The organism is Legionella sainthelensi (assembly GCF_900637685.1).
GTDB lineage: Bacteria > Pseudomonadota > Gammaproteobacteria > Legionellales > Legionellaceae > Legionella > Legionella sainthelensi.
This window is the reverse complement of record NZ_LR134388.1, coordinates 3691826-3714113: the sequence shown is the minus strand read 5'-3', so window position 1 is coordinate 3714113 and position 22288 is coordinate 3691826. Positions and strand designations below refer to the sequence as shown.

The window sequence follows — 22288 nt, the reverse complement described above, 5'->3', positions numbered from 1 at the left end:
AGAAACAATTTTTGTAAATACAAAAAATAGCCGTTTTCTGTCAAAACAGAAGATCCAGGACAACAAGTTTTATGGATAAGGATGTAGGGCCACCAGATCCATCTAGGGTAGTGGTCCGTTTTCTTATTCCGAACTCATGTTCATTTAAGGCGTAGATTATGCTGTTTGCGCAGGACTTTTTTGTAACTTGGGTTTTAGAATTTTTTCCCTCAATAAATTAACGGTCTTGTAAATCTGCTCATCTGTATGTAAGCAATTCACAAATAATCTGATTCTTGCTAAATTCTTTTCAACTGCGGGATAGATAATAGGTAAAGCTAAAATATGATTTTCCTTTAAGTAATGACTTAGTTGTATTGCTGCTAAGTCGTTGCCAACAATAATTGGAATAATTGGGGTGTTATTGCTTAACCCAGTTGGAAGGTTTTGTTCTTTTAATAAAGATAATAAAAGGCTATGTCTGTCATGAAGCAAATCTACGCGCTGGGGTTCTTTTTGCATCACCTCAATCGCGGCTAAGGCTGCGGCTGTGTTTGCAGGCGATATTCCTGCTGAATAAACAAAGCCTGCTGCGGTATACTTAAGATTTTCAATTAATTCATGAGTCCCTGCGATATAACCACCGCAGCTGGCAAACGATTTACTGAGAGTCCCCATCCAAATATCAACGTCTTTAGCATCTAAATGATAATATTCACGAATTCCTTTACCGGTCTTTCCTAACACGCCTATAGAATGTGCTTCATCGATCATTAAAAAGGCATTAAATTGTTTTTTAATCGCGACAAGTCTGGGAACATCAGCAATATCTCCGTCCATGCTAAAGATTCCTTCTGTCACAACTAGTACTTTTCTATAGTGGTCACGATATTTTTCAAGAAAATCAAAGAGAAATTGATAATTGTTGTGTGGAAAGGCAATACGTTCTGCCCCAGAAAATACTGACGCTTGGATAATACTGTTGTGAGCCAGTTCGTCATGAATAATAAGATCATTTTTGCCAAATAAATGAGTAATAACAGTGATGTTGGTTGAATATCCAGAAGGAAATACAAGACAATCCTCAGCACCAATTAAGCGTGCAATCGCCTTTTCTAAGCTTCCATGAAGTGATTTTTCACCAGAAACCAAGCGGCTGGCAGAAACAGAAGTTCCCCATTCTTTTACAGCAGCAATAACCGCTTCGCTAATACGAGGATCACCAGATAAACCTAAATAGTTATATCCCGAATAATTAATATAGGCTTTTCCATCGATTACAGTAGTATTGTTTGATATACCTTCATTAACATTAAAGTAAATGCTTTTTAAAGTGCCAATAAATTCATCATCCAAATTCAAATCAGGATTTTGTATTGCATTTCGTAATCCAAACGTGGATGGAGGATCAATCAACTTAACTGATGCATTGCTTTTAGAGGAGTGATTGTTTAGTAAGCTGTCAACTAATGGCTCCGCAATTGTAATGTTTTGATTCCATTTTAAATCGTTGATAGGAGAATTATCTGACAAAAAGGTGATGAGTTGGTTTAAAGTATATTGTTCAAAGAGAGGCAATAATTCAAATTGTTGGCCTGTTTTACTCTGTAAATCATTAGATAATTCTACTGCAGCAATTGAGTTAATCCCTAAGGCGACGACGGACTTTTCATAATCATGATCTGTCAATTCCATATTAAGACGTCTCATCATCCAATCATTCAACCATTTTTTTATTTCAGTTGTAGATGAGGTTAGAGAAATAGTGCCGGTTTGATTTTTGGAATTCTTCTCCCAACACGCGATGCTTTTTAACGTTTTATCAAGGAATGCCTTGCGAGCAAGCCAACGTTGAATCTTTCCGCTTGATGTTTTAGGTAATGAATAGGGTTTAACTAAAACAATAGAGTAAGGTACCAATCCAAATTGATCGAGCAATAGCGCCTGGATTTCAGAAAATAATAAGTCAGGTTCTATAGTGTTGATGGCTTCGCGTCTAATTTCTTGTATGACAATGAGCTCTTGTCTTTCTTGAATTTCTACCGTGAATGCTGCTGCACTTTGTGTATCAAATGCACGGTGGCTTTGGGTAATTGCTTGCTCGATGTCTTGCGGATAATAATTTTTGCCTCGAATAATGATTAAGTCTTTAATTCTTCCGGTGACGTATAAATCCCCTTGATTGAGGAAGCCAAGATCTCCTGTTCTTAAATAAGTGACACCAGGGGTGTCCTCTAATTGATTTCCAAAAGTGGTTTTTGTGAGCTTTACTTTATTCCAATAGCCTTTGGCAATACTGGGGCCACTTGCCCAGATTTCACCAAGAGTTTGTTCAGGTAATTCAGTTAATGTATTGGGATTAACGATACGAATGGAATGATCGGATTGACATTTACCACAGTTGATTACGCGCACAGTGGAATGCTCCGACTCTTCAAGTGGAATAGATATTTTGCCTAACTCAAAATCAGATTTGATTAGCTTTAAGGAGTTGTTCGCGTCGCAAAATTGCTTCGCTGTTAACATTAAAGTGGCTTCAGCAAGACCATAGCATGAATGTATCGCTTGTGGGGAAAGACCTGCGGAAGAAAATTTATTAATAAATTGCTGCACTGAGTCGAATTGAATAGGTTCAGAGCCATTATAAATACATTGCAAACTACTCAGATCTAATTGCTTTATTTGGGGGTCGGTGATTTTTGATACGCAATAATCAAAAGCAAAATTAGGTACACAGGTTATGGTGATTCGCTCTTGGCTAATCACCTCTAGCCAACGTATGGGTGAGTTTAAAAAATAAGCGGGAGCCATTAAGATAAGCTCAACTCTTTTATACAAAGGAGTGAGAATGCATCCGATCAAACCCATATCATGGTAGGGGGGTAACCATGAACACACTTTGTTCCTGTCACTATCACTGGAAGGAGAAATATTTATTATTGTTTTTATATTTGCTACAAGATTTAAATGGCTTATAAATACACCTTTAGGCGTGTTTGTAGAGCCTGAAGTATATTGCAAAAAAGCAATTTTATTTTGCTCAATAGGCTCAAAAAGATATTCCGTAGATAACTCTTTATCCATTGAGTCAACATCAATAACAGTATGATCAATAAACTCAGGGGCAAGAGAGTTATTCGTAATTATAAATTTTGCTTGAGAGTCTTCAAGAATAGAAAATACTCTATTTTTATGCTGATTTCTTCGTGGAGGATATACAGGAACGGCAATTACACCTGCATAGAGGCAGGCAAAAAAAGCGACAATATATTCTAACCCCGGTGGTAACAGAATTACGGCACATTCGTTATCATAGGTGCCATGTTGCTGTAGCTGATGTGCCAATCTGCGTGCCTGCTGATCGAGTTCTTTATAAGTCAGTATCTCATAGCCCTTTTGAGTCAAAAATTTAATCGCAATAAAATCTGGATATTCTGTTACATGTTCTTTTAGAGCATCAATGATCGAAATAAAGTTTTGCATTAAGTGTTGTCCATCTTATAAATTTTTTTCGTAAATACGATAAGTTTTATAGTGCGTGGCATTAATTAGTTTAAGTCCCGCTTTCATAGCGTGGTTGTTTTCTAGTATCCATGAACATTCAGCCTCAAAAAATTGGGCTTGTGGAGGGATTCTTTTAATATATTCATAATATAACATGGCACCAATGGGAAGATGTTGGTATTTTTTTGACACGCCAAGCAAAGGGATACGAAATTGATTAATCGCTTTTTTTATCTTAATCTGCCAAATTAACTTTAGAAAATGCATGGATAATAACTTTCCAGTACGATTGGGTAATAGTACTTGATTGAGATCTGGAATGCCTACTGAAAAGCCGCAAGGTTCTCCAGCTATTTCCGCTATGTAAATCAAACCAGGATCGATAATGGATTTTAAATCTGAAATTAAATAATGAAACTCCTCTAAATCCAAGGGTAAGTAACCCCAATTTTCACACCAAGCCTCATTATAAATTTTTGAAATTAATTTTATCTCATCCGTAAAAGACTTTATGTTGGCACATCGAATACTAATGTCATATTTTTTTTGTATCGCATTCATGACCCTAATTTTTTTAGGTTCGATCTTTGCTTGATCTACATTGATGCTCCATGCCTGGAGGTCTTGGATTTTTTCATAGCCCTGATTTTCTATTAATGAGATGTAATATTCAGGATTTTGGGGCATCATAAAAAAAGGCTTGGTATCAAAAGCAGAAATTTGCAATCCACATTCATAGTTAATTGATGGATTCATTGGGCCACGAATTTTCCCAACACGGTGAAAAGAGGCCCATTCCTCTATTTTTTTGAAAAGAGCTTGGGTTACTTCATGGCTATTTTCGGCCTCAAAAAATCCCCAAAAAGCAATATTTTCTTTATAAAAATTGTTGTGGGTCTGATTAATGATGCCTGCGATTCTGCCTACAGGAATGTTATTTTTATAAGCAACCCATAAACTAATTTCAGCTTTTTTATAAAAGGGATTTTTTTTATTTAAAATACGTTTTGTTACAATTTGCAGGGGAGGAACCCAATTTTGATCATTTTTATATAATCTATAAGAGACATTTAAAAAATCGCGAAAATGATTGGATTTTTCACAATGTATGACATCCAATGACATGAAATCTCCATATAACAAACTTGAATAACAGTTTTTAAAGTCCTGAACACCAAAGAATAAATTATATTACAATTTGTTTCAATGAAAACAGGCATCTTAATTATTTTGATAAAATTAAAATTTACGTTTATTTATTCTGTGAGTTAAAAATTTTGACTTCAAATAAGCGTAGGCAGATACCCCGTTTCCCTTTAGTACTTCAGAGAAAAAGATTGGATTTTCAACTAAGAACCGATTAGTCTTAAAAAGAGATTTTTCTGCATTATAATAGCCAGGCCATGTGGTTGTAGCGCCAAGATAACCGGCGTTTTTTACGATGTTTACTACTTCGGCATTATAACCTCCGTAGGGATAGCAGAACGTTTCAATGGCAATCCCCAGCTCATCTTCTAAATATTTTTTGGAGTCAGAAATTTCATAAGCAAGATTTTTTGGATCAATCAGATGAAGTTTGGGATGAGAAAAGCTGTGTGAACCAATTTCCATTCCAGCATCTAATAATGCTTTTCTGTGGTTTTTTTGCATATTTTTAAAGGGTATTGTATACCCCGTTTTTTTTACATTACTCCATTTTCTTTTACCTGGATGCACCCAACGTGTTATTTCATCAAACCCTGGGACTACAAAAAAAGTGCCAACAAAACCATATTCATTTAACAAAGGTAACGCATTTTCATAATTATCCAATAAGCCATCATCAAAGGTTAATACGGCATTTTTTTTTGTTGCATCAAAATTTTCTTTAAATAAATCAGCGAGGGTAATTGTGGTATACGCTTGGGCTTTTAATGCATCTAAATGTGCATTAAAATATCGTAAATTTAATGTTTCCGGTCCACTACCACCAATAGAATGATAATAGAAAATAGGAATTTTTTTCTTCATAATGAGTTACCGTTCAAACAAGTGATGAAAAACGCGGTTAAAATTATTTTTATTCTTATTTTCATGCATACATAATCCCATTGAGCGTTTATTTCCGAGAATGATACTTTGCCATCCGGGTAATGAAGGAATCAGAATTCGTCGTATATCTTTTTTCTGTAAATGCCCACTAATCCAGACATCATCTTCAAAAAATGCTTCAGGTAAATTAGGAGGATAATGAAAAATATCTTCTGAAAAGAACATTGGTTTCACCAATACACCGTTATATCCCAGGAGTACATCCACTAAAGTCATTTTTTTAGTTGCTCTATATTCGTAGCGTAGTGAACCGTGCATCACGGTTCCTGCTATTCCAATCGCTGCATTAGGATCCAATTGTTCGTAATGCAATAGATCGCGAATAAAATGAGGAGGATAGATTCTATCGTCATCAATGATAATTAATTTTTTATTTTGTTGTGCAAAAAATTCTAAACAAGGCAATAATTTTGAAGCAGGGCCATAATCATATTCAATGTATTGGATAAAAACGTTGGGGTATTTTTTTATAAAATTAGGGAGCTGAGAAATAGATTGATTTGCAAAGCGTTTAAATCGCTTGGGAATCCACAACATAATTTTTTCAGGTTGTTGCGATTGTAACGCAATGGAGTTTAACGTGGGCCATATTTTATTGATGCGTTTTGGAGTCGTAGTGAGTGTCACAATGACATCTTTTTGAATGTTTGTGCTATTGATTTGGGGGGTGATTTTTAAATGGCATCTTAAAAAATGAAAATAATTGATAAGTCGTGATATCAATGGAGCTTCCTTATAGTTTTTTTCCCTCTGTAAGTGATATCCCTTGAGGATGAGAAGAAATCAATAATCTATAGTAAACAGATAAAGTTTGTTTCGCAATATCCTCCCATTTAAATTTATTGAGTAATGGGTGTGCATTCTCTCCTAATTCAGAGCGTAATGTTTCATCATGAATAAGTTGGATTATTTTTTCTATCATTTCAGGCATTGAGGAAACTAAAAATCCTGCTTTTTCTGAAGAAATTATGTCAGAAATTCCATTATTGGCATAAGCAACGGTAGGAACCTTGTGATAAATTGCTTCTAATATAACCATGCCAAATGCTTCGTGAGGGGAGGTTAAAACAAAAATATCGGTTTGTTGTATTAAATGGAATACGGCAGTTCGGGATATATTTCCAGTAAAAAATAGAGACTCCGCAATGCCTAATTGATTGGCCATTCGTTGTAGTTTTGTACTTTGTGGCCCATCCCCAACTATAAAAAATTTTAGGTTGTTATGCTTTTTAAGCAATTCATAAGCAACCAGGATAAAATGGGAAACTTTTTTTTTGCTCGATAATCGGGATACAGTGCTTATTATGAGTTCATCAGATTTTTTAATTAATGGGGCCGATTTTTCTGCTCCATTAGGAGAAAATATATCAAACCCGTTGGGAATATAGTAAGTGGTCGCATTTTTTTTTAAAGATTTCATATTATCTATAACGGCATGACTGACACAAATCACATGTTTAACTAACAGTGCGAAGCCTCTTATTAAACGATTGTCCAGATTTCGATAGAGGGAATGGCTTGTCAAAACATGTGGTTTTTTTATTTTTTTTGCCAGCAAAAGAGCTTGTACTGCTAATATGGAGCCCAAACTATGAGCATTTATGATATCAAATTGAGCAAAAAACTTATTATATTGACGAGAAAAGCCCAAAAGCGTCATACACATCTGAGTGTATGAAATTCGTTTAATTAATAGAGAACCTTTTCTCTCTTCTAGAGGGTAATGTTTTCTTTTACGCGTGATAATGCATACTTCATGTCCGAGTGCGGCTAAATGTCTTCCTAAGGCATCAACACAATATTCAACTCCCCCTATCTGGGGGAAATAGTTATCAGTAATTAGGGCAATCTTTAATGATTGTGGCTGCATCAAAATAACTCAGTTTATTTTTATTAATCTATGGTGAATTGTTTTTAATTTTTTAAAACAAGGCTCTGGTGTGTATAAGGACACTATCCATAAAGGTATTATTATTTACATCGACTCGTTTTAGTGTAATTCAATGATAGAAACTAGTAAACTTAAGACATCAATAATAAACGCATTGGTTTTAATATAGAACCCTCACAAAAGAGGTAGAGGCTTCTGTCACTCGTTAGAACCAAAAGTATTTTTTAGTTTAAATTGAGTGAGTAACTTCCAGGGACACCTCGATGCACACAAATGATAAAAATAAGAACCCATTGTTTGTACGTTTTATTAGATATCAAGCCCGTATTTGGTCTTATGTCTTTATAGGGATCACCATTTTTATGGTATCTCGTACCTTTATGCTGGCTTATTTTTTTGACTCTCACGCAACCCATTTAATCAAAGATATTCTCACTTTATATGGACTTGGACTGGCTTACGATTTACAGGCAATCACGTTTATATTCTCTCCATTAGTGGTATTAGGCTTGTTTTTGATTGTTTTTAATCAAACTCGGCTTTTTAGTATCTATAATTTACTCGGGGCGTTTTTTCTTTTGTCTATTGCACTTATTTGTGTAGTTAACTTCTTCTATTATCAATACTTTAGCACACAAATAGGGATGAATTTTTTTCATATTCTGTTGGGTCAAGCAGATGCAACCTTTGCTTATATTTTTGAGAGTTATCCTGTTGAGTGGTTTATTTTAGGAGGTGGGCTACTTCTCATTTTAATGCTGGGTTTATTGAGAGCTGTAGAAAAAAATATCCAAAAAATAAACTGGAATCCACGATGGTTTGTCAAATTGACTTGCATCATGCTCTCTATTTTTTTATATATTTCTGCGATGCGTTGTTCCTTTGGCGGATACAGTTTATATCATAATGGGTTTCCAGTAATTGCTTCTTCATCACTGGTGAATCAATTAGTAGAAAATGGTGCTGCTGCTTTGTATGATGCTTATAAGGAAATAGCTACTGCACGGTCGATTTGGACCTCTATTACTCTGCAAGAAGCACTTAACGCATATAACAAATACTTTAATAAAAACATACAATCAGAAGAATTTGGAGTACAACACTTATATTCCCAGACCTCAACGAAGCAGTTTTCTAAGGACCATCCAAAACCTAATGTTGTATTTGTGCAGATGGAAAGTTTTGGGAGACATTTATTACTCTACTCGAATACTCAAAATGACATGGTGGGGAGATTGGGGAGGTACTTTAGCCAAGATTTTTTGTTTAATAATTTTCTCTCTAGTGGAAATGCTACTTATGAATCTTTAGGTTATTTAACATTTAATACGCCACGTCCCGAATTATTAAGTACACAATGTTCTAATATGCTCTCTTCATCTGTAGCAAAACCCTTTAAGATGGCAGGATATAAAACTGTTTTTCTAACTTCAGGCTCAGCACATTGGGCTAACACGGATCATTTTTTATCTACCCAAGGGTTTGATCAAATAATTGGCTTAGAGACGATTTTAGAACACTACCCTAAGGCAGAAAGATCACCTTGGGGGGTTTATGATGAATATACTTTTGCTTATGCGTATCATTTATTAAATGACACGAATGAAAATCATCAACCTATTTTTATTTATATCAATACAGTGACCAATCACCCACCATATAGCATCCCGACTCATTATCAATCTTATCCTATAACGCTACCTGATACACTTTTGCAAATGGTAACCACACCGTTTGAGGAGCTTATTCAAGCAGCGCAGACCTATCAATATGCCAATGATTCTTTAGGTCATTTTCTAGATAAAATAGACCATAGTCATTGGGGTTGGAAAACTATCATTGGCGCTTCAGGAGATCATAATCAAAGGGAATTGATGTTTCACTATAAAGATTATACAACCTTAGGCATAAGATTTGAGGTTCCATTCTTTTTACATGTACCGCCTGTATATCAAAATAACATTCAGTATGATCCAGAACGTATTGGTTCTCATAAAGATATTTTTCCAACCTTATATGAGCTTGCACTATCAGATATACCCTATCTTAAATTAGGGAATAATTTATTATCCCCTGATAATCCAGGCTTTGAGTTTGGATATAATGTGTCTGCTTTTCTTTTCCCTGAGGGAATTATCGTTTCAGAGGAAAATAAACATCGTTTTTACCCTTGGATGGATAAATCAAAAATATTAGTTCGGGAAGGTCTGGAGTTAAGCCCATCGCAAAAAGAACAACTTAACAAGGTGAGGCAATATGAATTGTTGCTCTCTTGGCAACTCAATGAGTCTGCTAAATTGGCTAAATGTACTTAAACATTGAAGAAGAGGGATTAGCGTATCAGGCTGTTGATGTTCGCTCTATAGAACATTTGTAGTCTGATGCAGAATCAGTTCCCTTAACCAGCGATGCCCCGGGTCATTATCCGCTTTTTGATGCCAATATTGATAGCAATGATAACTATCCACCTCAAAAGGCACAGAAGCAATGCGTAATGGGATGAAATGAGATACCTTTTCAGCAACCTGACGGATACTTAGAGTAAGGTAATTGGAGTCCGCTAACACAAGTAAAGGCATGATTCCTTGCCCTAAGCTAATGGAAACCCGTTTGTCGTGCCCAAGCTGATTTAAATAACGATCGAAATAATTATAAAAAGGTGTTTCTTTTAATGAAAATTGGATTAATGGATACTTTAATAACTCGTCCAAGGTGATTTTCCCTTCTTGGATTCCTGGGTGGTGGCTGCCTCCGACTATGACTGCTTCATCTTGAAACAACTTTTGTTGTTTTAAATTCTCCGGAACTCCTTCAAACATACCAATCATCAAATCAATATCTCCGGATTCAAACACTTCTGCAGAATTTAAATAATTAGGATGCTTTATATTTAATTTTATTCCCGGAGCCTCTTGTTCCAATTGGCGAATCAAACCTGGGGTCCATAAAATTGACAATAAATCAGTCATCCCAATTGAAAAAACTCTTTTGGAGATCAAGGGATTAAATGTTTTTGTAGTGTTAAATAACGTTTCAATCAGAGAAAGTGCTTCGCGGGTTTTTCCTATCAATGAATTTGCTAAAGGAGTTAATTGCATGATATTGCCTTGGCCGCGAACAAGAAGATCATCATGAAAATGCTCACGAAGTTGCTTCAAATAAATACTCATGGAAGATTGGCTTATACCCATTTTTTTGCTTGCAAGAGTAAGATGGCGACAGGTTAATAATGCATGCAATGCTCGAAGTAAATTGAGATTAAGTTTATCCATAAAACGCCTCATTGGATCCCATGGACAAGCCGCGGGACGTTGATTTAGGGGCCTTTAAGTTAATGGCAGTGCTCCTCCGTTCAAACGGTTCGAGGTAGAGTCTGGATCCAGATAGATTCTTTATCTGAAAACCACATTAAATTACTTTTTTAACGGCTTCAGTTTGAGGTATAGCTGAGAGTAATTGAGTTTGCAAATGAGCCAAATTTAATTGTGACATAATTCTTACTATCTTAAAGATAGCTCGAAGATTTAAGCCTCGAGCTTTTCGATACGTCAATTTAGAGAATGCTGCATTGCTCTGACAATTTGGGTTTATAACTCATCCTTGTTTCGTCATTTAATTTATTTAAAGCGGTTTGCAAGTAATAATCTATTTCAGATTGATTGCTTATACTTTGTTTGCACGCTTCAATGAATACCTCTTTGACTTGTTCGAACTCAGAAGATGTAATCGCTTGCTCCATATACTCATGGGATCGCAATCTTAATGCTCGGATCCGCGCTGCTTGTTCTACGGTACGGAGTAATTGATGATGCTCCCATGTTCCAACTAGCGTTTCTGTTAAAATTACCATATTGAGACTATTTCCTCGACTGATATGGAAATATTCAATTCCCTGTGGTGATTCAGCATAAATTGATAAATCACCACCTGCTCTATAAATTCCTATCATATAAGTTTCATCGCCGATTAAGTGATCATGATTGATGACTGAACGTTTGCTACTTAATGTTTCTGTTTTGCTATGCATGGACAACTCCAATTAAAAATTAGGTAAAAAGTAATCAGTTCAATTTTGAGTTATTTTTATTCTTGTTGAATTGATTGCGTCCATTTTATGGGTAAAGCCTTAGCATATTCTTAAAATTGCTAATGAAATTTTAATACTCGGTATTAAAATTCTGGGAAGCGGATGCAGTGTTTATTAACGGATGATTTGTCGAGCAGCTTATAAATAGATCCAGCTCTTTTTCATAAAGCTCAGTACTGATATTCATTAAGCCTAAAATTGAATGAAAAAGGTTATCATGAGAGAGCTTTTTAATCAGGGATTCTTTTTTCAAACAACTTTGGGATAAATTTTTTTCTTCGGCGAATGAATCAGATGCCCAGAAAATAAGGGGGACACTCGTTTGCTCCTGGGGGGCAATGAGATATGGCGTGCCGTGTTCATATATTCCTTTTTCGCCAATAGATTCTCCATGATCCGAAGTATAGAGTAGTGCCGTATTCCAAAAGTCATCTTGTTCTTTTAGAAAATTAATGAGTTCATGGAGTACAAAATCAGTATATAAAATACTATTATCATATGCATTTAATAAGGTTTGACGGTCACAAAGTCGAAACTCTTGATTTTGGCAAGCAGGAGTAAATTGATTAAAGTGATTAGGGTAGCGAGTATGATAATTTTGACCATGGCTTCCTTTTAAATGGAGCACAAGAACCGTATCTACTTTTTGAAAATGATGGATTTTATTTTTTAATTCGTTAATTAATTCCCCATCAAAATTATAATCAGTAATTGTTGATGTAACATGTTTGCAAACACCTTGGCAATCACCGGCACCATTATTGTCCAGCCAGAATACATTTACCCCGGTTCGTTTTAAAATATCGAGTAGGTTATCTTGGTTTTCTGCAATTAAATTACTAAACTGAGTTCGTGGAAGATGTGAAAAAATGCAGGGAACCGATACACTTGTAGCTGTTCCACACGATGTCATGTTTGGAAAAGAGATGACACCTTGTTTTTTTGTATATGGATTTGTGGCTCGCTCATAGCCATTTAATTGAAAATTCATTCCTCGAGCAGTTTCACCAACGACCAAAATCAAAAGATTATTTTTCCCATTATGATGCATGCTGTTGTTTTTAGCATCTAGCCCAATTTGTTTGTAAGGATGGTGTTGTGCGATTATTTTATCGTGATAAAAGTTAAATGCTGCATTGAGAAAATTATTTGGAATCATTTCAAACGGAGGTTTTCCGGCGAGTCCAGTTAAGGGGATTAGGGAATAATAGCGAATGGAAAAGGGGAATATAATTATAAAATAAAAAATGGGATATACAAAAACACTTAATAGTTTGATGAGTATTTCTTTTTTAATAGAAAAATGAACGATCTTAACTTTATAGATTAAATAAGATGGGACAACTCCAAATAAGAAGAAACAAATTAAAAATGAAGGAGTAATAAAGGGAAGAACTTCTTTTGTATTCGTTTTTTCAAGTGTAGCGATCATTGCGGAATGTGAATCAAAAACAAATCCATAATACACATGACAGTAACTCAAAACAGATGAAACTAAAGTTACTGTTATAAAAACAGCTTTTTCCAAATACTTGACACTAAAAAGAGAAAATAAAGAGAAAAAGACGCAAAATAAAAAGAGAGGGATAGTCATGCTCAAAAAAACGGTACTCTCAATCGAGATATGTTCCTCTTTTATATGAGTAATTGCTTTAATAATAAATGGGAAATTGAGTACTAATGCAAAATATGCAGTTAAGATTAATGTAAAAGATACAACATTTAATCTCTTAAGCCTCATGAAACCGGTTCCTTATTCTATATGGTCAATAAACCCTATGAATTAACATTTCCTCCTAAAGCTTTATAAAGATTGATTTGCGTGACTTGAAGTCGAACAATATTTTGTAGGTAGGCAAATTCTATATGATTTAATTCTTCTTCTGCACGAAGTACCGTATTAAAATCAGTGTATGACTTTTGATAAACATCCCTGGCTAATTTTAAAGCAAGTCTTTTTTGTTCCACCGCACGTTTAAGATGAATGGTACTTTTTTTATAATGCTGAAAATAGCTGTATTGAGTTTCAACCTCATGTAATGCACGCATCACTGCGAGTTGATATTGTATGACTATCATAGTTTTCTCACGTTTGCGTAATTCAATGGAATTGAATAAAGCGACATTGAATATGGGTGCGGTAAAAGTTCCATAGAAAGTGGATTCGGGATTTTGTACCGTAAGCAGATTACGCGCAGTAAGAATACTCCCTGCAATGGTTTGAGTTTGCCATCCCAGTAGCCATCCTATAGTGATTTGAGGCAACAAATTTGCCATTGTCGCACGAATATTAGCATGTGCAGCAGCGACTCTGCGTTCAGCCGCTTTAATATCCGGGCGGCGTTGTAAAAGTTCAGCGGGTAATCCTAAATTAATATTTTGAGTGAGTTGCGGAATTGGTTTAGGTGGCAATAATTTTTTTGCCAATACGCCGGGATTATTGCCAGTTAGTAGTTCTATTTTGTGCAAGAGAGCAGTTGTTAATGCTTTATTTTGTTCTAATTCCGCCAGTTGAGTTTCAATTAATCCATCTTGTTGCGCAAAATTCAAGTAATTAGCATACCCTTCTTTATAACGGGATTTGATAAATTGCAGTGTTTGTTTGTTGCCTGAAATATTATTATCTAATACCATCCTTCTTGCTTGTGCTTCGCGTAACTCCAAATAAGAGGAAGCAATTTCTGCATATAAATTTATTAATGCAAAATCAAGCTCTTCTTGTTCTGCTTGGAAATTTGCTTTAGCCATTTGTTTTATTTGACGATTCCTGCCAAAAATATCAGGATCTAAATTACCAGTTAAGGCAATAAGTTGATTGATATCAAATCCTGTTCCTGTTGGAGGAGATGCTCCAAGAGCTGCGGTTGGCAGTAATTGGGCTACGGCTACCGCATATTGTGCGCGCGCTACCGTGACTCTGGTTTGTGCTGTTTGTAAATTTAAATTATAAACCGCCTGTTGTTCAATTAAATCATTTAATATGGGATCATGAAAATTCCGCCACCAAGCATCGTCTTTTTTTACTAAAGACTTATGTTGTATGCCATTGCTCCAATTGGATGGCACAGAAGCAGTAGGTGGAACATATTTGGGGCCTATGGAGCATCCGGTCAGCAGAAAAATAAGTAATGCAAAGTACGAAATATAATAGTTCATAGGAAAATCATTTATTTTTAATAGCGATATGGGCATCAAGTTGTCGGCCTGCCACAAGGTTAGGATAATCATCTCTCTTATAAAAATATAAGGCTTCTTGTACTCGTGCATTGAGGCGATCGTTCTGAATAATGTAGCGATCAAGCTGGATAAAAGTTAAAGGGATACTTAGGTCTTCTCCAGTTAAATATGCAGAGGCTTCAGGAGAAAATTTCTTGGTATCTCGTTCTTCTATTGAAACACGTACGATTACTTTTTGAGCGTCTCCTAAGAGAATGATTTGGCTTCCTCCCCCAACAAACTCATCGACATGCGCATTAATTTGTAAAATAATTCCATCTTTTGGCGCTACCACATGCAATTGACTCAGTGCCAATTCAGCATTTTTTACATTTGCTTTTGCAGTGTCTAAAGCATGCTGTAATTGTTCCAGTTGAATGGTTCCCATTTTTACTTCATGTGTTTTTTCTCGCACATCTACTTGATTAATAGCTCGTTTATCAATGCTTTTTAATCGTTTTAACTGTGCTTTAATATGATTTAAATTTTTTGTCTGAATAATGAGATTATTTTCTGCTTGTTTCAGAGCACTCTTATTCACCGCCACATTGTGTTGTCCTATTGTGTCATCCAGCGAAAATAAAACATCTCCTTGTTTTACCATTTGTCCCACGGTGACATTTATCTTTTTAATAATGCCGCTTTGCAGGGTTGGCACATGAGTGATGTCATTTGTCGCATCAATTATGGCAGGAACAATCATTTCCTCATTTACGGCAACTGGCGCAGGCTGAATTTGAGGTAGTGACATTTTGCGAGTGAATAGGAACGAAAAGTATGAGCCTCCAATCAAAAGTACCAACAAACTAAAACCAATAATTTTTCTTTTCATACGGTTTCCTTTCGATAAGTCACTTGGTAATCATTTAATCCTTTGAACTCAAGTACCTTATCTGCATGTGTCATAATCCGATAATCATGAGTAGAAATTAAAAAAGTACACCCATGTCTTTCAGCATACTCTTGTATCAATGAAAAAACTAAATCGCTGCTGTCTCTATCTAAGTTACTGGTGGGTTCATCGCAAAGTATTAAGCGCGGCGCGCGAATTAAGGCACGCCCCATTGCAATTCGTTGTTTTTGTCCGCCAGAAAGAGTTTCCAACTTTGAGTAAATATGAATTTCAAGTCCTAAACGAATCATCAGTTGCTTTGCTTGTTGATAAGCACTCTCAGGTGATACACCATCAATCAACAAGGGCAATGCCAAATTTTCAAGTGCGGAGAGTGCTGGAAATAAATGAAGATGTTGAAACAGAAAGCTGATATGGGCGGCACGAAAAGCTACTTTATCTTTAGGAGACATTTGATACAGGTCATGCCCACATACAGCACAAATACCATGGTCGGGGCTAAGAATACCGCCTACTATCATGAGCAGGGTTGTTTTTCCACATCCAGACGCTCCCATTAACATCCCAATTTCACCCGGATGAAGTGCTAATGAGAAATTATCTAATACTGAAAGAGTGGTAGTGCCTGTTTGGTAAGTTTTGGCAATATTCATACAATTTAAAGTAGGGGCTTCACTGTTATCCATTAATTGGTATCCCGACATAATTCTATTGTATCCAAACGTAAGACTTTTAAGATAGCAAAATAAGAAGAAAAAACAATGACTATTGTTGACCCTAAAGCGCCCAACAAAATAATTTGTTGCGTGAGGTGAAATGCCACCGTTGTGTCATGGAAGATCAAGCCAAAAAGCACCGTCAGTGCCAGGCCAAGAATATAGCCTACGCCCCCAGTAATTGCTGCTTGGAATAATACCATTTTGATTAATGAAGAACTGGAGACTCCTAACATTTTTAACATCCCGAATTGATGAAGATGAGTTAAAACAAAATTAGTAAAGATTTGCCACATCATCACGAGACCAATAATGAATCCAACAATTGCGACAGCGATAAACGCAATAACAATAGGTGTTTTTTCACGAAAAAATTGATTAGAACGATCGACAAACTGATCTGGAGTCAAGGGAAGAAAACCAGTAATTCTTCGAATCTCATAGGCAATTTGTCGTACATCATAAGAAGGCTTTACTTTCACTAAAATAAACGAGTTGCGGTGAGAAACATCTGGAATATGATTGCTGGTCATATACGCTTTAGGTTCATACATATAGGTGCGTAACGGTTTCGTTATGCCGGTGACAATCAATTTATTTCGTCCTTCAAGCATTTTTTCCCCCAACTGGATTGTTCTTCCATTGGGTGCTTCAAACTGCTTTAAAGCATAACCATCAATGATAATTGAATTCGTTTTGTGGATTGAGGAACGTGTGCCGGCAATCATTGTTTTAGGTAACCCAACTAATGATTCCGGGTCGACTCCTATAAGTTCCCACGAGGTAATTTTCCCAGTTCCAGTGTGTATCATGGTATACCAGGTCCGGTATAATTGTTTTGCCCAAAGCACTCCAGGGATACTACGAATACGATAGATATCTATAGGTCTAAAATAGAGGGGATCTGCAAACGAAAAGGAAGTATCTCCCATCACCCATAAATCAACATCGGTAATTGCTCGGATTGGCGCAACAATACGATCGGTTACCCCTTGGTAAATCCCAGGTTGTTGCATGATGATGAAGGCAGAAAAGGTGGCGCCAATGACCATCCCAATAAACTTCCGTTTGCTGTTTACGAGCATTTTAAAAGCAACTGAAAACAAATTGATGTTTTTTGCATCAATTAATGAGCGAACTATTTTACCAATCATTTCTTAGTGCTCTATGGCAATCCTTTAATATACACTCATCCCGAGTGTGCAATCATAGTTCCGTAGTTTAAACGTAGGTTTTAGATATCTCAAGACAATATGAGATTTTTCGTTATTTTTTTAATGAATTACTATATTATACAATAGGTTAATATGATTTAATTATAAAGAGGACTTAACTGATTCTGTATGTATTTAAATTGAATGTTGTTGTATAGTTACAACCTTGGATGTATGTATTTATAGGAAATAAAATGGGTCGTTCTTTATCAAAAAATCACCCTGCACAGATGTTTTTAATGTTATGGCGTCATTATGATCTCATTTTGCAACTGGTCAAACGCGACATTTTAATGAGATATCGTGGTTCTTTTGCCGGGGTATTGTGGCTCATCCTTGCACCTTTACTCATGCTAGGTCTTTACACCCTTGTGTTTAGTGTTTTTATGCATATTCAATGGCCAGGGGTTACCAATAATCTTATGTATTCATTACTGATTTATGTAGGGTTAATCATTTTGAATTTTTTTGCTGAATGTCTGAATCGTTCACCTGCTATGATTGTAAGTAATGCTAACTTTGTAAAAAAAGTGGTGTTTCCTGTAGAGGTTTATCCATGGGTGATCGTCGGAACCGCTCTTTTCCACGCAATAGTGAGTACGTTTATATTAGCGATATTTTGTTTTTTTATCTTGGGAAAAGTAAATGCTACTATTTTGTTACTTCCTGTTTTATTTATACCCCTAATTTTGTTTTCCCTGGGAGTGAGCTGGTTTCTTTGTTCGGCAGGGGTGTATGTAAGAGATATTACTCATCTGATGGTGTTTATTTTGCAAGTGATTATGTATCTTTCGCCGGTTTTTTATTCAATAAGTATGTTGCCAGAGATTTTTCAAAAGATTTTGTTTCTTAATCCATTAACTTTTATCATTGAGCAAGCTCGAAGCCTTGTTATTTTTGGAAATTTACCCCAATGGGAGATTCTCGGACTTTTTTTTATTATTAGTGTTTTTATTGCCTATATTGGATTTTTTGGATTTCAGAAAACAAAGGATGGATTTGCTGATGTTTTATAATCTTTCTGCTTGATCCTAAGCATTTTTATCTGTTAAATCATACATAATCTCTGTTTTGCAGTGATTAGACTTTATAAAGACACAAACGAGGCGATATGTCTTCTTAAATTTGACTTTCTAAAAAAGGATTGGTGAGAGAATGTCTTCTGAAATTGCCATCAAGGTAAACAATCTGAGTAAATGTTATCATATTTATAACAAACCTCAAGATCGCTTGCTGCAGATACTTAGCCCAAGTCGCAAACAATATTATCGCGAATTTTGGGCGCTTAAAGATGTATCTTTTCAAGTGAATAAGGGAGAAACGGTTGGCATTATTGGAAAAAATGGCAGCGGTAAATCAACGCTATTACAAATAATTTGCGGCACACTCACCGCTACAGAAGGTGCGGTACAAACACAAGGTAGGATTGCTGCTTTATTAGAATTAGGCTCAGGTTTTAATCCAGAGTTTACGGGGCGTGAAAATATTTACATGAATGCAACGATGCTGGGGTTGAGTAAAAAAGAAATTGATGAGCGTTTTGAGGATATCGTTGCTTTTGCTGATATAGGGGAGTTCATCGAGCAACCAACGAAAACATATTCTACTGGAATGACGATAAGACTAGCTTTTGCAGTCCAATCCCAAGTAGAGCCAGACATTCTCATTGTGGATGAGGCTTTGGCTGTGGGAGATGCAAAATTCCAAGCCAAATGCTTTGATAGATTGAAGCAATTGAGAAAAAATGGAACAAGCATTCTATTAGTCACTCATTCAAGCGAGCAAATTGTGACACATTGCTCGCAGGCTATTTTATTGAATGATGGCATTGTTATGGAATTAGGTGAACCAAGGCATGTCGTCAATCGGTATTTAGATTTATTATTTGGTAAAGTAAATAGTACAACGCCTTCAGAAGAGCAAGAGCCTGCTATTGAAATACCAGAACCTAAACATGAACTAAGTACTTCTGCTGATCTATTCGCTACTCGGCCGTGCTACAATCCCTATGAATACCGATGGGGAGATGGGGCAGCGCAAATACTTGATTTTTATATGGAAGCAGAGAAGAAGCCCTATCCTTTATCCATTACTACAGGCCAATGGATTACTTTAAAGATTTCAGTAAGATTTTTAAGGGATGTGATTCGTCCAATTTTTGGTATTACCATCAAAACAAAAGAAGGTGTTGCTGTTTATGGAGCCAACTCAGAAACACTTAATGTTGATGAATTTAAAACATTTGGTACTAATGGAAAGATAATTCAATCTGAAGTATCGTTTCAGTGTAAGCTTGCTTCGGGGGATTATTTTGTTTCTTTTGGAGTGGCTTCGCGACAAGGAGAAGACATCATCCCTCATGACAGGCGTTATGACTCAGTCCATTTACATGTTTTGGCTGAAACAAGCTTTTTTGGTCTTGTTGATTTAGGACTTAAACTCTCTGCACAGGAAGTATACACATGAACCCTTTACTTTCTAACCTTGGTTATTCTCTAGATCCTAATACTCGGATATGGTTGAAAGCTGATTGTGAGAGTATTGCTTATAATGATGGTGATGAGGTAGAAAATCGTATTGCCGCCGTAATTTCTAAAGCCCAAGATGTTTCATTATTTTCACCGGAATTAAAAAAACATTGTGTTGACTGGCCTTCTTTGTATCACCTGAGCGCGAGTAGAGCGAATATTTTGCGTCCTTTTCAAAATATTTTACCGGGCTCGGATGTGCTTGAGATCGGTTCAGGTTGTGGAGCAATAACTCGTTATTTAGGGGAATGCGGAGCCAATGTTTTAGCACTTGAAGGAACATTAAGACGTGCGGTGATTACGCGTGCTCGTACCCGAGACTTGAATAATGTAGCAGTGGTCTGTGAGCAATTTCATAAATTTGTTGGCCATGAGAAGTTTGATGTGATTACCTTAATTGGTGTATTGGAGTACGCCAATTTATTTATGCCCGGTGAGTGTCCCGTACAAAGTATGCTTCAACACGTTAAATCTATGTTAAAACCCGAAGGGCGTCTCATTATCGCAATTGAAAATCAGCTAGGGCTTAAATATTTTGCTGGGGCTCCTGAAGATCATCATGGTCAACCTTTGTATGGAATAGAGGGGCGTTATAAAGGCAAACAACCCACAACTTACGGCCGGCATACTTTAAATAATCATCTCCATCAAGCAGGGTTTATAGAAAATGAGTTTTTTGCTCCATTTCCTGATTACAAGTTACCGTTGTCCATCATTACTCAACGAGGCTTCTCCAATCAAGAGTTTGATCCGGGAATGTTAGTAACCCATGGGGTGAGAGCAGACCCTCAATTACCACCTCATTTGTTTTTCTCACCTGAATTAGTTTGGCCTGTGGTTCTAAAAAATGAACTAGGTCTCGATCTTGCGAATTCTTTTTTAATTGTGGCACAAACCTCAAAGACTAAATTATCTTCTTCAGAGATTTTAGCGTATCACTACTCTACACATAGGGCGAAACCATTTTGTAAGGAAACTTTATTCTTAAACACTAAAAAAGGAAATATTGAAGTACAATGCAAGCTGCTTGAATCCGACGCTGTTTCAGACTTAAAAGACCAGGCGCTTTCGCATTCTCTGCAAGAAAAGGCTGTTTACATAAAAGGCAAACTTTTGTCCTGTGACTTTATAGATATTGTAGTACGTGATGGATGGTCTATTAAGGAAGTGAGTTTATATTTTAAAAAATATTTGTTCATTTTAGCATCCCTTACTTTAAAAAATAAACCAATTAACAAAATTAATATTGATACACTTTTACCTGGAAATAGCATTGATCTAATTCCTCAAAATATAATAATTGCCCCAAATGGGAAACCTAGCGCAATAGATCAAGAATGGTCATGGGAGTACCCAATACCTGCAGGATTTCTTATATTTCGTAGTGTGCTTATGTTAAATAACATAATTTCATGCTATGGAAAAGCACAAAGTGCTTTTCCCAACACACTATTAGGATTATTTTTAGCACTGTATAAGGAAATGGGTTATGAAGTGGGTGAGGATAAAATTCACTCTTATTATGAGCTAGAATCTCTATTTCAATGTAAAGTCGCTCAAGATAAAACTGCAGTATCTAATTTATCTTCGCCTCTTCGGTTTTCGAATTGGAATTATGTAATAACTGATTATACTAAGCATATCCAGAGTCTAGAAAAAGCGATCACGGATAAAGATAATCATATTAAGAATTTAGAGCATATACTGGAAGAAGCAGATAAACATATTCATGTCCTAGAAGATAAAGATAGGCATATCTGTAATTTAGAACATATGCTAAAAGAAAAAGAGAATCAAATTGAAATTCTGAAGCATGTAATCGTCGACAAAGACAGGCATATTGGAAATATAGAGTACATGCTTGAGGAAAAAGAGAATCATGTTGCAACCTTGGAGCATGTAATTGCCGACAAAGACAGGCATATTGGAAATATAGAGTACATACTTGAGGAAAAAAGAATCATGTTGTAACCCTGGAGCATGTAATTGCCGACAAAGACAGGCATATTGGAAATATAGAGTACCTGCTTGAGGAAAAAAAGAATCATGTTGTAACCCTGGAGCATGTAATTGCCGACAAAGACAGGCATATTGGAAATATAGAGCACCTGCTTGAGGAAAAAGAGAATTATGTTGCAACCCTGGAGCATGTAGTTGCCGACAAAGACAGGCATATTGGAAATATAGAGCACCTGCTTGAAGAAAAAGA

At 36.0% G+C, this 22288-nt stretch carries 16 protein-coding genes; 4 read left to right on the top strand and 12 right to left on the bottom strand.

Annotated features, from left to right (window positions below; all coding sequences use genetic code 11):
• Positions 1–156 precede the first annotated feature (156 nt).
• The 5 genes from EL220_RS16210 to EL220_RS16190 all read right to left on the bottom strand — a co-directional run bounded on the left by EL220_RS16210 (position 157) and on the right by EL220_RS16190 (position 7444).
• Positions 157–3462: an aminotransferase class I/II-fold pyridoxal phosphate-dependent enzyme gene (locus EL220_RS16210; protein WP_051544809.1), complete on the bottom strand. Its 3306-nt coding sequence runs from the start codon at positions 3460–3462 to the stop codon at positions 157–159.
• 15 nt (positions 3463–3477) lie between these two features.
• Positions 3478–4608, bottom strand: a complete 1131-nt coding sequence (locus tag EL220_RS16205) for a hypothetical protein (RefSeq protein WP_051544810.1) — start codon at positions 4606–4608, stop codon at positions 3478–3480.
• Between the two features lie 114 nt (positions 4609–4722).
• Positions 4723–5493, bottom strand: coding sequence for a polysaccharide deacetylase family protein (locus EL220_RS16200; RefSeq protein ID WP_051544811.1), 771 nt, complete (start codon positions 5491–5493; stop codon positions 4723–4725).
• 6 nt (positions 5494–5499) lie between these two features.
• A complete protein-coding gene (locus tag EL220_RS16195) occupies positions 5500–6297 on the bottom strand; it encodes a hypothetical protein (protein WP_027272628.1) in 798 nt (265 codons plus the stop codon).
• A gap of 10 nt (positions 6298–6307) precedes the next feature.
• Positions 6308–7444, bottom strand: coding sequence for a glycosyltransferase family 4 protein (locus EL220_RS16190; protein WP_027272629.1), 1137 nt, complete (start codon positions 7442–7444; stop codon positions 6308–6310).
• Positions 7445–7728: 284 nt separating this feature from the next.
• On the opposite strand from EL220_RS16190, the gene EL220_RS16185 reads away from it, so the two are divergent.
• Complete coding sequence (locus tag EL220_RS16185; protein WP_027272630.1) at positions 7729–9780, top strand: LTA synthase family protein; 2052 nt, start codon at positions 7729–7731, stop codon at positions 9778–9780.
• Positions 9781–9825: 45 nt separating this feature from the next.
• On the opposite strand, the gene EL220_RS16180 is transcribed toward EL220_RS16185, so the two are convergent.
• The 7 genes from EL220_RS16180 to EL220_RS16150 form a co-directional block, all read right to left on the bottom strand.
• Entirely contained in the window at positions 9826–10737 is a 912-nt protein-coding gene (locus tag EL220_RS16180) for a LysR family transcriptional regulator (protein WP_027272631.1), read from the bottom strand.
• 281 nt (positions 10738–11018) lie between these two features.
• Positions 11019–11492 (bottom strand): hypothetical protein, encoded by a 474-nt coding sequence (locus EL220_RS16175; protein WP_027272632.1) that lies wholly within the window; start codon positions 11490–11492, stop codon positions 11019–11021.
• Between the two features lie 130 nt (positions 11493–11622).
• Positions 11623–13293, bottom strand: coding sequence for a phosphoethanolamine transferase (locus EL220_RS16170; RefSeq protein ID WP_051544812.1), 1671 nt, complete (start codon positions 13291–13293; stop codon positions 11623–11625).
• Positions 13294–13328: 35 nt separating this feature from the next.
• Positions 13329–14708, bottom strand: coding sequence for an efflux transporter outer membrane subunit (locus EL220_RS16165; RefSeq protein ID WP_027272633.1), 1380 nt, complete (start codon positions 14706–14708; stop codon positions 13329–13331).
• 7 nt (positions 14709–14715) lie between these two features.
• On the bottom strand, positions 14716–15600 hold the full coding sequence (locus EL220_RS16160) for an efflux RND transporter periplasmic adaptor subunit (protein WP_027272634.1): 885 nt from the start codon (positions 15598–15600) through the stop codon (positions 14716–14718).
• The gene (locus EL220_RS16155; RefSeq protein WP_035906746.1) at positions 15597–16307 is read right to left on the bottom strand and encodes an ABC transporter ATP-binding protein; all 711 of its coding nucleotides are present in this window, start codon (positions 16305–16307) and stop codon (positions 15597–15599) included. Before EL220_RS16155 ends, EL220_RS16160 begins: the two co-directional genes overlap by 4 nt.
• The gene (locus EL220_RS16150; protein ID WP_027272635.1) at positions 16307–17491 is read right to left on the bottom strand and encodes an ABC transporter permease; all 1185 of its coding nucleotides are present in this window, start codon (positions 17489–17491) and stop codon (positions 16307–16309) included. Before EL220_RS16150 ends, EL220_RS16155 begins: the two co-directional genes overlap by 1 nt.
• Positions 17492–17745: 254 nt before the next feature.
• Here EL220_RS16150 and EL220_RS16145 point away from each other — a divergent pair, with 254 nt between their 5' ends.
• The 3 genes from EL220_RS16145 (at position 17746) to EL220_RS16135 (ending at position 22050) form a co-directional block, all read left to right on the top strand.
• Positions 17746–18567: an ABC transporter permease gene (locus EL220_RS16145; protein ID WP_027272636.1), complete on the top strand. Its 822-nt coding sequence runs from the start codon at positions 17746–17748 to the stop codon at positions 18565–18567.
• Positions 18568–18706: 139 nt separating this feature from the next.
• A complete protein-coding gene (locus tag EL220_RS16140) occupies positions 18707–20017 on the top strand; it encodes an ABC transporter ATP-binding protein (protein ID WP_027272637.1) in 1311 nt (436 codons plus the stop codon).
• Positions 20014–22050: a class I SAM-dependent methyltransferase gene (locus EL220_RS16135; protein WP_128130945.1), complete on the top strand. Its 2037-nt coding sequence runs from the start codon at positions 20014–20016 to the stop codon at positions 22048–22050. The genes EL220_RS16140 and EL220_RS16135 overlap by 4 nt, the downstream gene beginning before the upstream one ends.
• Positions 22051–22288: the final 238 nt, after the last annotated feature.